The organism is uncultured Eudoraea sp., from assembly GCF_947490415.1.
Classification (GTDB): Bacteria; Bacteroidota; Bacteroidia; order Flavobacteriales; family Flavobacteriaceae; genus Eudoraea.
The window spans coordinates 244413-261490 of record NZ_CANLGX010000001.1; the positions used below are offsets into that span (position 1 = coordinate 244413).

The window sequence follows — 17078 nt, forward strand, 5'->3', positions numbered from 1 at the left end:
TATGGCACTTATTGGCAACAAGGAATTTTATAAAGGAATAGGCGAAATACCCTTTGAAGGCAGAGAATCTGATAATCCGCTGGCATTTAAATACTATAATCCGGAACAGCTTATAGCCGGTAAAACCATGCGAGACCACTTAAGATTTGCTGTGGCTTACTGGCATACCTTCTGTGGTGTAGGGGCAGATCCTTTTGGCCCGGGTACACAAAATTTTCCCTGGGATAATTTTAGTGACCCTTTAGATGCAGCTAAAGCAAAGGCCGATGCTGCCTTCGAATTTATAACAAAAATGGGGTTTGACTATTTCTGTTTCCATGATTTTGATCTGGTAAGAGAAGGGAACTCATTTTCAGAATCTGAGAGGAGGCTTTCAGCCATTGTCGACTATATTAAAGAAAAAAAAGCGGCTTCAGGAGTAAAACTTTTATGGGGGACCGCCAATTGTTTTTCGAATCCCAGATATATGAATGGCGCCTCTACCAATCCGGATTTTAATGTATTGGCCAGAGCAGGTGGACAGATAAAACTAGCTCTGGATGCTACTATGGCTCTCGATGGCGAAAATTACGTTTTTTGGGGAGGTCGCGAAGGGTATATGTCTTTATTAAATACAGACATGAAGCGGGAATTAGACCATATGGGCCGTTTTTTGGCAACAGCAAGAGATTATGCCAGAAAACAAGGTTTTAAGGGAACTTTCTTTATAGAACCTAAACCCATGGAACCTATGAAGCATCAATATGACTTTGACGCCGCAACGGTAGTTGGCTTTCTGCATCAGCATGGCTTACAGGATGATTTTAAACTGAATCTTGAAGTTAACCACGCTACCCTGGCCAGTCACACCATGCAACACGAAATGGAAGTTGCCGCCGCTCATGGCATGCTGGGCAGTATTGATGCAAATCGGGGTGACTATCAAAATGGTTGGGACACAGACCAATTCCCTAATAATATTACTGAAGTTACAGAAGCCATGCTAACATTTCTTAAAGCAGGAGGATTGCAAGGGGGTGGAATTAATTTTGATGCTAAAATAAGACGAAATTCCACTGATCTGGACGATGTATTTTATGCTCATATTGGTGGCGCAGATACCTTTGCAAGAGCACTGCTTATTGCCGACAAGATTATGACTTCTTCCCCCTATAATGAATTGAGAAAAAAGCGTTACCAGTCCTTTGATTCAGGTAAAGGAAAGGATTATGAACTTGGGAAATTAGATTTGATAGATCTGTATGAAATTGCAAAGTCAAATGGTGAATTGGAATTGCAGAGCGGCAAACAGGAATTGTTTGAAAATATAGTTAACCAATACCTATAGCCATAAAGTTAAAACCTAATAAATAATATGGCATTTTTTTAATTAAAGAAGAATTTTACCTAAATTCAACAATTAGCATTTATTAAACCACCAACCAAACTAATTATGACATCATCTTTCGGATTTTGGGATTATTTTATTTTTATAGCCTATGCCTTCCTGATTTTAGGAGTAGGTCTATGGGTTTCAAGAGATAAAAAAGGGCATCAGAAAAATGCTGAAGATTATTTTCTGGCAAGTAAATCATTGCCATGGTGGGCAATTGGCGCGTCCTTAATCGCGGCCAATATTTCAGCAGAACAGTTTATCGGGATGTCAGGTTCAGGTTTTGCCGTTGGCCTGGCAATTGCCTCTTATGAATGGATGGCAGCTATTACTTTGCTTATAGTAGGTAAATACTTCCTGCCTATTTTCATTGAAAAAGGGCTGTATACGATTCCGGAATTTGTAGAGCAAAGGTTTTCTACGAATTTAAAGACCATCTTAGCGGTATTCTGGATTGCGCTCTACGTTTTTGTAAACCTCGCATCTGTATTATACTTAGGTTCACTTGCATTGGAAACCATAATGGGGATTCCCATGGTTTATGGTGTAATTGGGCTGTCTTTGTTCGCAGCTGCCTATTCCCTTTATGGGGGCCTTTCCGCTGTTGCATGGACCGATGTAATTCAGGTTATATTTCTGGTCTTTGGCGGTTTAGTGACATCATATTTAGCACTAAATACAGTCTCAGACGGGCAAGGAGTTATAGAAGGTCTCAAAATTGTTTACGATACAGTCCCTGAGAAATTTGTTATGATATTGGACAAATCCAACCCGGAATACGATAATTTGCCGGGTATCGGTGTTTTAGTTGGCGGACTATGGGTTGCCAATTTATATTATTGGGGTTTTAATCAGTATATAATACAACGAACACTGGCTGCGAAATCACTTAGAGAATCACAAAAGGGAATTATTTTAGCTGCAGTTTTGAAACTTGTTATTCCAGTAATAGTTGTGGTTCCTGGTATTGCGGCCTATGTAATGATTAATGATCCGGAAACTATGGCCAGATTAGGCGATATAGGCATGCAGAATTTGCCTTCGCTGGAACAGGCAGACAGGGCATACCCCTGGTTACTGCAATTCCTGCCTGTCGGGCTTAAAGGAGTGGCTTTTGCAGCACTATCTGCCGCTATTGTTTCGTCTCTGGCGTCGATGTTAAATTCTACATCCACCATTTTTACAATGGATATCTACAGGCAATATATCAACAAAAACGCATCAGACAAGACAACTGTAAATGTTGGTCGCCTGTCAGCTGGAGTCGCATTGGTAATTGCATGTATCATGGCTCCTTTATTAGGTGGAATTGATCAGGCCTTCCAATTTATTCAGGAGTACACCGGTTTGGTGAGTCCTGGTATATTAGCAGTTTTCATACTGGGCTTGTTCTGGAAAAAAACTACGAACAAAGCCGCTATTATTGGTGCCCTTGTTTCGATCCCAATAGCCCTCTACTTCAAGATTGCGCCTAATGGCTGGTCTACAAGTTCCTTTTTTCTGGATGTCCCGTTTTTAGATCAAATGGGGTACACCGCACTTCTGACCATGTTGGTCATTGTTATTGTTAGTTTATCACAAAATAAGGGCGCAGATGATCCTAAAGGCATTCCTTTTACCAAAGATCTTTTCAAAACGAGTCCAAAGTTCAACATTGGGGCATTCGCCGTGATGTTAATCATTGCAATGCTTTATGCGCTCTTTTGGAATTAATGCCTTGTAGTAAATAAAATAAAAAGAAGGATTGAAAATCATCAATCCTTCTTTTTTCTTATTATGATTATTAGTTAATTGTTAGGCTCTGGCAACAACCTCATTTTTAACATGATACTTAGTATAACATTAACTCGGAATACATTCTTATTTCTGCTGGTTTCATTATCTTGCCGTCCTATTTTGGAGCATAAATGAAAAGGATCTTAGGACTTTCTTTAAGCATAATTGTACTTTTAGGTGCTTGTGACGAAAAGAAGGAGAAACTGTTTAACAAAGTTACCTCTGCTCATTCCGGAATTTATTTTAAAAACCAGCTAATAGACACCCCAGAACTTAATATTCTTAACTATCTGTATTACTACAATGGAGCCGGGGTCGTTTCGGCGGATTTTAATAATGATGGACTGGTAGATCTTTATTTTACGGCCAATCAGGGTGAAGACAAACTGTACATTAACAGAGGAGGCTTAAAATTTGAAGATGTCACCAAAGTGGCTAATATTCATAATCCCGGAAACTGGACGACAGGAGCTACGCATGTAGATATTAACCATGATGGTTTACTTGACATTTATGTTTGTAAAGTCGCCAATTACCAGGGAATGAAAGGCAGAAACCTGCTTTTTATAAACAAAGGCGCTAATGAAGAGGGCATTCCAAAATTTACCGAAGAGGCATCTTCCTATGGCCTTGATTTTAGTGGGCTTTCAACTCAGGCTGCATTTCTTGATTTTGATCTGGATGGGGATCTGGATATGTATCTCTTAAATCATTCCGTGCATCCCAACAGAACTTATGGTAAAGGATCGCAACGTTTAGAAATAGACTCACTTTCCGGTGATCGTCTCTATAGGAATGATGATGGAATGTATAAAGATGTTTCAAAAGAAGCTGGTATTTTCCAGGGTAAAATTGGATATGGTTTAGGACTCGGAGTTAGTGATATTAATGACGATGGATATCCTGATATTTATGTAGGTAATGATTTTTTTGAAAATGATTATTTGTATATAAACCAAAGGGATGGAACCTTTAAAGAACTTATTTCATCAGATAACAGACGCCTGGGGCATACTACGCATTACTCAATGGGTAACGACCTGGCTGATGTAAACAATGATGGATTAACCGATATCCTTTCTTTAGATATGCTCCCGGAAGATTTGGAAACTTATAAAACATCCGGATTAGAGTATTCATTTCCAACCTACCAATACTATTTAAAAAATGGATACGCCCCTCAGTATATGCAAAATACCCTACACCTAAACCTAGGTACTGAAAATTTTAGTGAAATAGGAAACTTAAGCGGGATTTCTGCTACAGAATGGTCATGGGGGGTTCTCACTGCAGATTATGACAATGATGGTTATAAAGATATTTACATATCCAATGGCATTAAAGGGGCTACGAATGATATGGATTTTATAAGTTACATAGCCAATGAGAATATTCAAAAAAGAATAAGTGCAGGAATGTCCCAAACTGATATGGCTTTTATTAAGGAATTACCCGAAAAGAAAGCTGCAAACTATCTCTTTAGGAATGACAAAAATCTTTCTTTTAAAAATGTTACTAAAGAATGGTATCATGAAGAAGCTTCATTCAGTAATGGCTGTGTTTATTCAGACCTGGATAATGATGGAGATCTGGACCTTGTGGTTAATAACCTTAATGAAGAGGCCTATCTTCTGGAAAATAAGTCGGATTTAAATAAGGATAGCAATTACATTACGATCTCCTTAAATGGAGAAATGAAAAATAGGTTTGGTATTGGTGCCAAAGTGATGGCTTATACGGCATATGGAATTTTGAAACAAGAAAATTTTGTAAACAAAGGATATTTATCGGCTGTTTCCAATAAAATTCATCTGGGTGTTGGCCAAGTTACTTTAATAGATTCCATAAGGGTAATATGGCCTGATGGGAAGTACCAAACAATAAGGTCTGTTAAATCAAATCAGGACCTGGTAATCGACGAACAATTTGCCCGTGGTAATTTTTACAAAAAACCCTTATCCAAAAATAAAAGTTTCCTTGTCAACACTTCTGAAACATTAGATTTTAGGCATCAGGATCCTGCAACTCTTGAATTCAACAGAGATCCCCTGGTGCCCTTTGCAAATACAAATGAAGGTCCTGCCATTTCTGTATGCGATTTTAACAAGGATACCAGAGATGATCTATTCATTAGTGGTGCTAAGGGGCAAGCTTCCGCACTCTTTTTACAGGATAGTTTAGGTAAATTTATTAGTGTTCAGGAAGCTGTTTTTGCGCCGGATGCCATAAGCGAAGATGTGTCTCATGTATTTTTTGATGCCAACGGAGATCAATATGATGATTTATTGGTTGTTAGTGGCGGTAATGAATTTAAAAATGGCAAACCCCTTCAGCCAAGGCTATACCTGAATAATAAAGGTACCTTTAAAATAGATTCTATGGCATTTAGGAATATTCAACTTAACGCCTCAATGGTCACTGCCTCCGATTTTGATAATGATGGGGATTTAGATATAACTATAGCTTCAGACCAGCTACCTTTGATATTTGGGGCTATTCCAAATCAATATTTACTTAAAAATGATGGCAAAGGTAATTTTGAAGATGTAACTGCAGAAAAAGCTCCGGAATTTCAAAAAATGGGGCTTGTCAAGGACTTACTATGGAGAGATATCGACGATAATGGATACAAAGACCTTTTGGTCGTTGGTTATTGGATGCCTGTATCTGTTTTTATGAATGATGGCACTAAATTGAAATTGCAAAATAACAATGGCCTCGATTTTACCAATGGTTGGTGGAATACCATTATAGCGGACGATTTTGATAATGATGGAGATACAGACTTGGTCTGTGGAAATTGGGGTCTGAATACTAAATTAAAAGCATCTAAACAATTCCCGGTATCACTCTATAGCTTTGATTTTGATGAAAACGGTACTGTAGATCCTATTGTTACCTACTTCCATAAGGATAAAGAAACCCCGTTTGCATCCAAGGATGAGTTGGTAAAGCAAATGCCTTATTTAAATAAAGAATACCTCTCATATAGGAATTTTGCAAAGGCCAGCCTGGAAGATCTTTTTACTGCCAGCAAATTAAGTAAGGCCAGTAAAATGTATGCATATGAATTAGCTAGCTGTTATTTTGAAAACGATGGTAATGGCACATTTAAAAAGAAGCTATTACCACCTATTGCACAGGCCTCTTCTATAAAGGCCATAGCCGTTGATGACTTTAACAAAGATGGGTTTCAGGATATGTTAATTGTAGGTAATAATTATGAAATTAGCACCCAATTAGGTAGGATGGATGCCTTGCATGGCGTAATTTTGCAAAATGATCAAAAAGGAGGTTTTGTAAAGGTTAACCAGCAGAATTTCGATGTTCCGGGACCGGCAAGAGATCTTAAAAATATTACTATAGCAGGACGTGACTACTACATTGTAACCATTAATAATGATTCTCCTATTATTTTGGCAAAAAATAACGAATAAACTATATGATAATATCAGGATTAAAAAGAATAGCAGGTCTTATACTTTTACTTTCAATTACCATATCGTGTAATTCAGAAAAGGAAAATTCTAAGGATGATACAAATATTCAAAAAACACTCTTTACACTTCTGCCTTCGGAGCAAACGGGCATTGACTTCCTTAACAAAGTTGAAAATCAAAAAAACTTCAACATCTTTAAATATAGAAATTTCTATAATGGCGGCGGAGTAGCCATTGGGGATATCAACAATGATGGATTGGCCGATATTTATATGACCGGCAATATGGTTTCCAACAGACTTTACCTCAATAAAGGCGGTTTAAAATTTGAAGATATCTCAGAAAAAGCCGGAGTTAAAGGATCCAAACCGTGGTCTACGGGAGTTGTTATGGTTGATATAAACCAGGATGGGTTGCTCGACATCTATGTGAGTAACGCGGGTAATATGAAGGCAAATAATCATGATAATGACCTTTATATAAATAATGGTGACCTCACTTTTACTGAAATGGCCTCGGATTATAATTTGGCCAAAACAGGGTTTTCTACCCATGCCTCGTTCTTTGATTATGATAAAGATGGGGATCTGGATGCATATATCCTCAACAATAGCAACATTCCTGTAAGTAGTTTGGGTTATGCAGAACAAAGAAATACCAGAGCTCAGGACTGGGAAGGTGTCCCCGATATTTTTAAGGGTGTTGGAGATATGCTTTTGAGGAATGATAATGGAAAATTTGTTGATGTAAGTGAAGAAGCAGGGATCTATGGAAGTCTGATTGGATTCGGATTAGGGGTTATGATTACTGATATCAATAAAGACCTGTATCCGGATATCTACGTGTCTAATGATTTTTATGAACGGGATTATCTATACATTAACAATCAGGATGGTACTTTTAATGAGGAGATCAAAGATTGGACTTCCCATCTCTCTTTATCCGCAATGGGTATTGACATCTCGGATATTAATAATGACGGTAACGCCGATATTTTTATCACAGATATGCTTCCGGAACCTGATCATAGGGTAAAGTCGGTTATGGAATTTGAGGGTTACAATATTTATAAATTAAAACAAAGCAAGGACTTTTATCAACAGTACATTCAAAACACACTTCAGCTAAATAACGGGAACGGATCGTTTTCAGAAATTGCCTATTTCAGCGGAGTAGATGCCACAGATTGGAGTTGGGCCGGACTTCTTTTTGATATGGACAATGACGGACTTAGGGATATTTATATTACCAATGGCATGAATCACGATCTTACGGACCTGGACTTTAACGATTTTTTTGCCAATGAAATCATTCAGAAAATGGTGCTTACCGGGAAGAAAGAGTCTATAGATTCTATCATCAATAAAATGCCTATCCGACCCCAACCCAATTATGCCTATAAAAATAATGGAGATCTAACATTTTCGAATGCTAATAAAGATTGGGGATTCGAAATACCCAGTTTATCCAATGGTGCTGCATATGGAGATCTCGACAATGACGGGGATCTGGATATTGTGGTCAATAATGTCAATATGGAGTCCTTTGTTTATGAAAACAATGCTACTTCGCTCACGGAAAACAACTATATAAAACTAAAATTTGAAGGTGCAAAAGAGAATAAATTTGCTGTTGGAACAACAGTGATGCTTTACTATGACAAAAATATAATATTACAAGAATTAGTGCCCTCCAGGGGGTTTCAATCTTCTATGGACCATGTAATGACCATAGGTTTAGGCAAATTCAAAACCATTGATTCTCTGAGGGTTATTTGGCCTGACGATAAAACGGTAAAGTTAGAAAACGTTGTTGCTAATCAATTCTTAACCATTAAACATTCTGATGCCGAGGAGGTATATACCCCTATTATTAAAGAAAAGAAATCTACATTATTAAAAGAAATCCCAAATAATCAACTTATTGCTCATAAAGAGAATGTATATAATGATTTTGATTATGAAGGCCTTATCTATAAGAAACTGTCACAGGAAGGGCCGGCCCTTGCTGTAGGTGATATTAATGGAGATGGCAACGAGGATGTCTTTATCGGAGGAGCTAAAAATGAGTCTGGGATTGTCTACCAACATAGTGGAAATGGAATGTTAAAAGTTACAAATCAAAACTCGTTAGAAAAAGATGCCGAATATGAAGATACGGCTGCCGCTTTTTTTGATGCTGACGGGGATTCGGATTTAGATCTTATTGTTGGTTCAGGTGGGAATCAGGTTGGTGAAGAAAAAAACTATAGGGCACGACTATATTTAAATAATGGTAAAGGCACTTTTGTAAAGTCCTCAGAAAAACTTCCTTCAACTTTCACGAATATTTCGATCATAGCTCCTTTAGACTATGATAATGATGGTGATACTGATCTATTTATAGGCTCCAGAAGTGTAGTAGGTACTTATGGAATTGATCCAGATCATTTGTTATTGGAAAATAAGGGTGATGGCACTTTTGAAAATGTAACAGAAAGAAATGCCTATGACCTTAAAGATGCCGGAATGATTACAGACGCCGTTTGGGCAGATATGGATGGGGATTCTAAAAAAGATCTGATTATTGTGGCGGATTGGGGTACTCCGAAGATTTTTAATAATTCGGGCCGACGCTTGTCCAGGAAGGCTTCCATGCTCGATAGCCTTCATGGATGGTGGAATGTAGTAGAAGCCGTGGATATAGATAAAGATGGAGATAACGATCTGATCTTAGGCAATCAGGGAGCTAACCTCCACTATAGGCCTGCTATGGATAGACCAATGAAGATGTGGGTTAATGATTTTGATGAAAATGGTACCATTGAACAGATAGTTACCCAGAATATTGATGGGAAGGACTATCCTCATCATCAGAAAAAGGATTTAACCACTCAAATGGTAGCATTAAAAAAGCAAAACTTAAAGGCTTCTGAATATTCCAAAAAAACCATATCTGAGTTATTCCCTGTACAAATTATAGAGAACTCAATTATGAAAAAATCGGTCATCTCAGAATCCATTATTGCCGTTAATGAAGGTGACGGCAATTTTACGGTAATAAAACTTCCCTCAAGGAGTCAATTGTCTTGTATTTGCGGTATTACATGTGCAGATGTAAATAGCGATGGTAATTTAGACCTGATAATGGGAGGTAATGATTTTGAATTTAAACCGCAGTATTCCAGATTAGATGCCAATTACGGTAATGTTCTGCTAGGCGATGGTGCATTGGGCTTTGAATGGCAGGACTATGATACCAGTGGTTTCTTTATACGGGACGAGATTAAGCATTTGAAGCAGTTTAAAGATAAAACGGGAAAGACTTTTATTATCGTTGCTATCAATGAGAAAAAACCTAAGATATTTGAACTCAATGAATAAATTTCTAATAGGTATTCTTTTAATTTTAATAGTGATAGGTTGTGGTTCCAAGGAAGGTGAGTTATTTTATAATCCAACTCCCAAAGAAACGGGATTGTTGTTTGAAAATACACTTACAGAAACAGACGATCTCAACATATTGGATTACCTGTATTTCTATAATGGCGGGGGTGTAAGCACAGGTGACATTAATAACGACGGCCTTGCAGATATCTTCTTCTCCGGAAATATGGTTAAGAATAAACTATATCTGAACAAAGGAGGACTCAAATTTGAAGATATTACAGAACAAGCGGGTGTGGCTGGCAATAGCACCTGGAATACAGGAACCGTAATGGGTGATGTGAATGGTGACGGCCTATTGGATATCTATGTATGTGCTGTGGTTGGGATTAACGGTTTTGACGGTTACAACGAACTTTTTATCAATCAGGGAGATTCAACTTTTGTAGAAAGCGCTGAGGAATATGGTCTGGATTTTGATTCTTTTAGTTCTTCGGCTACATTTTTAGATTATGACCTTGATGGTGATCTGGATATCTACCTTCTAAATCATGCGGTACATACTCAGGAATCTTTTGGTAAGGCAGATCTTCGATATAAAAGGAATTACCAGACCGGAGACAGGTTACTTCGAAATGAAAATGGAAAATTCATTGATGTAAGTGAAGAGGCTGGCATCTATGGTGGTGTAAATGGATATGGCCTGAGCGTTGCCGTTTCGGATTTTAATCAGGATGGATACCCGGATATCTACGTGGGCAATGATTTTCATGAAGATGATTACTATTACCTGAATAATGGTGACGGGACCTTTACTGAAGGTATTAAGAAGTATTTTGGGCATACCACCAGATTCTCTATGGGTACAGATGTTGCAGATATTAATCATGACGGATGGCCGGATATTCTGTCTTTAGATATGCTTCCCGAAGATGAAACCGTTCTTAAATCTTCAGAAGGAGATGACAATATTCAAACGCAGAAATTAAGAATCGAAAAGTTTGGTTACCACTACCAGTTTACAAGAAATATGCTGCATTTAAACCAACCGGGAAGTAGCTTCGCTGAAATAGCTTTATACAGCGGTATTGCTGCTACAGACTGGAGTTGGAGCGGACTTTTTGGAGATTATGACCAGGATGGGGAACAAGATTTATTCATATCCAACGGTATCCCTAAACGCCCCAATGATCTCGATTTTATAAATTTTGCGTCCAACGACCAGATTAAGAAAAAGATTAACAACACAAAACTGGTAGATCAACAGGCTCTTAATATGATGCCTTCGGCTAAGGTGCATAACTACCTGTTTAAAGGAACATCTGATCTATTATTCGAGGACAAATCAGGATCATGGATTGTTAATGACACGCTTATTTCCGGGGCTACCGCGGTAGCGGATTTTGACAATGACGGAGATCTGGATCTTGTAACCAATAATATAAATAGCCCTGCCAGTATATATATCAATAAAACGGATGGGAATAACAACTACCTGAAAATTAAGCTAAAGTATTCATCTCTGAATTCATTTGGTATTGGAACTAAATTGTTCTCGTACCATAATGGTATTCTGCAATATAAGGAATTATACCCTGTCAGGGGATTTCAATCATCTTCGGAACCTATAATTCATTTTGGTTATGGTAAATCCAAGACGATAGATTCTCTAAAAATAATCTGGCCTGATGGCCAATTTCAGAATCTAAAAAACGTAAATACCAATCAAACAATAAGTATTTCACCAGAAAATACAAGCCCTTTTGATTATGGATCGCTTCAGCCTTTAAAGATTCAAATCTTTAAAGAGGTTCAAGATAATCTTGGGATCAACTTTACACATAAGGAAGATAATTATGTGGATTTCAACAGACAAAAACTTATCCCCTATCAAATATCCGACAGGGGGCCGGCAACGGCAATTGGAGATATTAATAATGATGGTAAAGCTGACATTTTCTTTGGAGGCTCCAAATTTATTCCTTCCAGAATCTTTTTACAGACAGACTCTTTGTATATGGAAGAAATAATCCCTGAAATTTTCAGAGATAGCATAAAAGAAGATGTTGCAGCCGTTATTGCGGATTTTACTTCCAATGGCAAAGCTGATTTATTTTTGGGTTCCGGGGGTGCTGATTTCTATAATAAAATGACCCCTTTGTTAGATACTTATTATGTTCAAAACGATTCCGTTTTTGAAACCGCCGTACTTCCTGAATATTTTGAGAATGCTTCCGTAATAGAAGTCAATGACTTTGATAGTGATGGGGACCTGGACATTTTTGTTGGCAACCAGGCAGTATCCAATGACTTTGGCAAAATTCCTCTTTCGTATCTTCTGAAAAATAATAATGGCCAATTTACCATTGAAAATAACAAAGGATTACAAAATGCAGGGATGATTACAGATGCCTTGTGGGAGGATTTTAATGGAGACGGTCTTCAGGATCTCATCGTGGTAGGCGAATGGATGTCTCCTAAATTTTTTGCCAATATCAATGGTGAACTTGTTGAAAAGAAAGTATTAGACAAGGAAATAAATGGCCTTTGGCAAAGTGTTACGGTTTTTGATATTGATGGGGATGGTGACAAGGATTATCTATTGGGAAATTGGGGAGTAAATAATAAGTTCAGGGCATCTGAAGACTTCCCCCTAAGGATGTATTATTCAGATTTTGATGATAACGGAAGTACCGAAACTATTGTTGCTATTCCTAAAAACGGAAAATATTTTCCACTTGAAGGATTAGATGGTATTGCCGGACAAATAGTAGCGTTACGTAAAAAATTTACCAATTACCGTGATTTTGCGGGCAAAACCATGGAGCAGATATTTGATAAAAAAACACTGGCTAACGCAACTGTTTTAAACGTATCTGAATTGAGATCAGGATACCTCGAGAATAAAAATGGTAAGTTTACCTTTGTGCCATTTGAAATGGATTTACAGTTGGCCCCTATCATGGATTTTCTTGCTTTCGATTTTGATCAGGATGGAATCGAAGAAGTTTTGGCCGCAGGCAATTATTTTGGGGTTAAACCTTACCATGGACGTTTTGGTTCATTTCCCGGGGCTATGATAAAAAGCAAAAATGACGTAATTTTGGGACATAAGATGGGGCTGGATCTTTCACAAAAATCAACACGTCATCTTAATATAATTACTTTAAACAACCAACCTTATTTACTGGCAACCTTCAATAACGAGAAGGCCCGCGTTTATGCATTAATAAAACAAAACTGAAAATGAAGAAGACATTAGTAATTTTGCTGGCAATAGGAGCTCTTGTGGCCTGCAATAAGAACGAAGAACCCATTGTTGTTACTCCAAATGAACTGCATATGGCCATAAACCAGGTTACAGAGATTATGATCCATGATATTTTTTCTCCACCTGTTGCCAGTAGAATCTACGCCTATCCAAATATTGCCGCCTATGAAATAATAGCGCTAAATGATGAAAATTACCTTTCCCTGGAAGGCCAGGTTCACGAACTAACAGCTATCCCCAAACCAGATGCATCAAAACCGGTGAATTATTCCTTAGCCGCCTTAATAGCTCATATGGATGTAAGTAGCAGAGTAATATTTTCTGAGGATAAACTGGCAAGCTTTAGAGATAGTCTGTATACGGTCTGGGAATCTCAAAATGCAAGAGAATTTAATGCCTCCAAGGAGTATGGAAAGCAGGTTGCCGAGCATATTGCAAAATGGATGAATGGCGATAATTATAATCAAACAAGAACAATGCCTAAGTTTACAGTTGATACGGATGACCCCTCAAGATGGCAACCCACCCCGCCGGCTTATATGGATGGGATAGAGCCGCATTGGAATAAGATACGTCCTTTTGTGATAGATTCATCAAACCAGTTTATCCCCACTCCTCCCCCTCCTTTTTCTATGGAAGAAGGTTCTGAATTTTACAAAGAAGTAAAAGAAGTTTATGACATTAGCCTGGAAATTACTGAAAAGGGAGATGCCTCTGAAGAAATTGCCATAGCACAGTTTTGGGATTGCAATCCATATGTTTCCGTAACGCGTGGTCATTTGATGTTCGCGACTAAGAAAATTTCTCCCGGAGCCCACTGGATTGGTATAGTTAAAATAGCTGCCAAAAACACAAATAGTGATTTTAACAAAACCGTATACGCCTATACTAAAACATCCATGGCCATAGCCGATGCTTTTATTAGCTGTTGGGATGAGAAGTACAGAAGTAACCTTATCCGGCCTGAAACTCTGATCAACGAACATATTGACGAAAACTGGAAGCCTGTATTACAAACCCCTCCATTTCCGGAGTACACCAGTGGGCATAGTGTAGTTTCCGGAGCAGCTGCAACCGCACTTACTGATATTTTTGGTGACAATTTTACCTTTGATGATGATACTGAAGTTCCCTATGGACTGCCTACCAGAAGTTTTAATTCATTTAATGAAGCTGCAGATGAAGCGGCAATTAGCAGAATGTACGGAGGAATTCATTACAGAAAAGCCGTTGCAGTTGGTGTAAAGCAAGGAAGAGATTTAGGCAAGTTCGTATTAGAAAATCTTACTATGACCAAGAACCCCAATTTAGTTTCCAATTAGTTATATGAAAAAAGTCATTTTAGTTTTAGGGGTGCTCTTACTTGCAGGCCTTGTATGGTATTTGTTTATAAAACCCTATGATTATGTGGTATCTTTTAAAGCCAGAACGTTTCCCGGAACCATTAATCAATCACTAAAAATTTGGAATTCTACTCTGAAAGATGCCCAATTAGTGAATCAGGAAGGTCTAACTCACCTGGAACAAAATATAAAATTCAACGATTCTACATATTTATATCAATGGGATATTATTCCACTAACGGACTCTACTTCGAAGGTAAAGGTTTATGTAAAGGATCTTGATCATAGTTTTAAAAACAAAATTGCAATTCCATTTTTCAATACAGATTTTGAAAAGAGAACCGTAAGCACGGTTAAAGATTTTAATGAAAAACTAAATGAACATATAGATAAATTCAGGGTTAAAATAACCGGTAAGAGTGAATTGTCGTCAACGTATTGTGCGTATGTTTCTGTGAAGACCACTCAATTTGGAAAAGCAAAGGGTATGATGTACAATTATCCTCTACTAAATACTATCCTCGCTAATAACGGGATTGAGTTAAATGGAAGACCATTTTTAGAGGTCACACAATGGGACAAGGAAACAGACAGTATACAATTTGATTTTTGTTATCCGATTATTAAATCGGATTCATTGCCTCAGCATCCGGATCTGAAGTATAAACAGTTCAATTCAAGAGATGCACTTATGGCTGTTTATAATGGCAATTATATAACTTCCGACAGAGCCTGGTATGCTCTTTTGGATTATGCCGATAAAAATGATATTGAAGTTACAGGTCTGCCTGTAGAAGTTTTTCATAATAACCCTAATATGGGTGATGATGCGCTTAATTGGAAAGCTGAGATTTATTTTCCTTTAATAAATGTAGATGACTAGATATGTTGCCATCTTAATATTTAGCTTTTTGACAAGTTGTGCCAACTATGGTCAACTTACTTACATCACTAAACTCCCTAAAAAACTGGATGAAAATTCAGGAATGGCAATTGGAAAAGATTCAACCGTATGGCTAGTAAATGACGGTGGTAACCAGGACAAAATATATCAGATAACTAATAAGGGAAAGATCATAAAGGAACTTGAAGTAAAAAATGCCAAAAACAAAGATTGGGAGGATTTGGCTAAGGATAAAGATGGTAATGTTTATATAGCCGATACAGGAAATAACGCAAATAAGAGGAAGGACCTGGTTATCTATAAAATTCCAGATCCCGGTAAAGAAAAAGGAGATAAGATTGAAGCAGAACAAATAGCATTCAATTTTCCAGATCAAAAAAAATTCCCTCCTAAAAAAAGTAAATTGTTATACGACACGGAGGCAATTTTTTATGCTAAAGACAGCCTCTATCTTATCACAAAAAACAGATCCCAACCCTTTAATGGAAATGCCCGGATATACAGAATTCCATCAAAAAAAGGGAACTATAAAGCCAATTACCTCGGAGAATTCATTCCCTGCACGGATATTTCTGCCTGTAAAATAACAGCAGCGGATATTTCCCCGGACGGCAAAACTATCGCGCTGTTGGGCTATGGTAAATTATGGCTATTCACCAATTTTGATCTTTCAAATTTTTTCGAAGGGGACCTTAAAACAATTGATCTGGGTATTAGAACACAACTGGAATCAATTTCTTTCTTAAATAATAAAACATTGCTGCTTTCAGATGAGCAATTAAATAAAACGGGGAGAAATTTATATTCATTTAGCTTCTAAGGATCTTTGCCGTTTTTTTTCTATTTAAATTGTTGGGCTTTAACTAATTAAATTTATATCTTGACCTTCTATAAATGTTAAAAAATAGTTTTTCTATGAAAACTTCACACTCAATTAAATTACCAATTTTTACTTTATTTCTGTCATTAATTATTTCTTCAACAACCTATTCTCAGGCGGGTTGGAATCCTGAGTTGGATAGCGACTGTAAAGAGGCAATTTCTGAAATGAAAAAGGATGCGCCCAAACTTGATAGCTATTTTTCCAAGGCTTATGGATATGCCATATTTCCAAAAATCACCAAAGCTGGCTTAGGATTTGGAGGAGCCGGAGGGAAAGGCATAGTATATCAAGGGGGTAAAGCTACAGGAGAATCAAAACTTGGACAAGCTTCCTTTGGGCTTCAGGCTGGAGGTCAGCAGTATAGTGAATTAATATTCTTTGAAGACAAAGGAGCTTACGACCGTTTTACCGGAGGTAAGTTTAAATTTGACGCTCAAGCTTCTGCTGTAGCCATTACAGAAGGTGCCGCTGCCGTGGCTCCATACCAGGATGGTGTGGCCATATTTACCCGCGTTAAAGGAGGTTTGATGTATGAGGCCTCTGTAGGTGGGCAGAAGTTTACTTTCGATCCTTATTAAAACTTGACTTCAGATGGTCAACAAACCTTAAAAAGATCTTATTAATATATATACGAAAAATAAATATTATTATATTTTTTTAATACTACTCTTTAATGTGTGGTGTGGTTATTCTCAAGTCCTTATTGCGGCAGTTTTTGGAGATA

General features: G+C 37.5%; 9 protein-coding genes. All 9 read left to right on the forward strand.

The features are described from left to right. Nucleotide 1 precedes the first annotated feature (1 nt). Complete coding sequence (gene xylA, locus Q0874_RS01030; protein ID WP_299158230.1) at nt 2–1327, forward strand: xylose isomerase; 1326 nt, start codon at nt 2–4, stop codon at nt 1325–1327. Nucleotides 1328–1432: 105 nt separating this feature from the next. After that, entirely contained in the window at nt 1433–3085 is a 1653-nt protein-coding gene (locus tag Q0874_RS01035) for a sodium/sugar symporter (protein ID WP_299158233.1), read from the forward strand. A gap of 194 nt (nt 3086–3279) precedes the next feature. After that, complete coding sequence (locus tag Q0874_RS01040; RefSeq protein ID WP_299158236.1) at nt 3280–6585, forward strand: VCBS repeat-containing protein; 3306 nt, start codon at nt 3280–3282, stop codon at nt 6583–6585. A gap of 5 nt (nt 6586–6590) precedes the next feature. After that, nucleotides 6591–9950, forward strand: a complete 3360-nt coding sequence (locus Q0874_RS01045) for a VCBS repeat-containing protein (protein WP_299158239.1) — start codon at nt 6591–6593, stop codon at nt 9948–9950. Next, nucleotides 9943–13197, forward strand: a complete 3255-nt coding sequence (locus Q0874_RS01050; protein WP_299158242.1) for a VCBS repeat-containing protein — start codon at nt 9943–9945, stop codon at nt 13195–13197. Before Q0874_RS01045 ends, Q0874_RS01050 begins: the two co-directional genes overlap by 8 nt. A gap of 2 nt (nt 13198–13199) precedes the next feature. Next, entirely contained in the window at nt 13200–14546 is a 1347-nt protein-coding gene (locus tag Q0874_RS01055; RefSeq protein ID WP_299158244.1) for a vanadium-dependent haloperoxidase, read from the forward strand. A 4-nt stretch (nt 14547–14550) separates the two neighbouring features. Next, nucleotides 14551–15450 carry a GyrI-like domain-containing protein gene (locus Q0874_RS01060; protein WP_299158245.1) on the forward strand — a complete coding sequence of 300 codons (900 nt, stop codon included), beginning with the start codon at nt 14551–14553 and terminating at the stop codon, nt 15448–15450. Further along, nucleotides 15443–16291, forward strand: coding sequence for a hypothetical protein (locus tag Q0874_RS01065; protein ID WP_299158247.1), 849 nt, complete (start codon nt 15443–15445; stop codon nt 16289–16291). Before Q0874_RS01060 ends, Q0874_RS01065 begins: the two co-directional genes overlap by 8 nt. Nucleotides 16292–16386: 95 nt before the next feature. Further along, nucleotides 16387–16932: a lipid-binding SYLF domain-containing protein gene (locus Q0874_RS01070; protein ID WP_299158249.1), complete on the forward strand. Its 546-nt coding sequence runs from the start codon at nt 16387–16389 to the stop codon at nt 16930–16932. The last annotated feature ends 146 nt before the right edge of the window (nt 16933–17078 follow it).

Coding starts and splice junctions, on each gene's coding strand:
- Q0874_RS01060 (WP_299158245.1), top strand. CDS start 14,551: ATGAAAAAAGTCATTTTAGTTTTAGGGGTGCTCTTACTTGCAGGCCTT.
- Q0874_RS01070 (WP_299158249.1), top strand. CDS start 16,387: ATGAAAACTTCACACTCAATTAAATTACCAATTTTTACTTTATTTCTG.
- Q0874_RS01045 (WP_299158239.1), top strand. CDS start 6,591: ATGATAATATCAGGATTAAAAAGAATAGCAGGTCTTATACTTTTACTT.
- Q0874_RS01050 (WP_299158242.1), top strand. CDS start 9,943: ATGAATAAATTTCTAATAGGTATTCTTTTAATTTTAATAGTGATAGGT.
- Q0874_RS01040 (WP_299158236.1), top strand. CDS start 3,280: ATGAAAAGGATCTTAGGACTTTCTTTAAGCATAATTGTACTTTTAGGT.
- Q0874_RS01035 (WP_299158233.1), top strand. CDS start 1,433: ATGACATCATCTTTCGGATTTTGGGATTATTTTATTTTTATAGCCTAT.
- Q0874_RS01065 (WP_299158247.1), top strand. CDS start 15,443: ATGACTAGATATGTTGCCATCTTAATATTTAGCTTTTTGACAAGTTGT.
- xylA (WP_299158230.1), top strand. CDS start 2: ATGGCACTTATTGGCAACAAGGAATTTTATAAAGGAATAGGCGAAATA.
- Q0874_RS01055 (WP_299158244.1), top strand. CDS start 13,200: ATGAAGAAGACATTAGTAATTTTGCTGGCAATAGGAGCTCTTGTGGCC.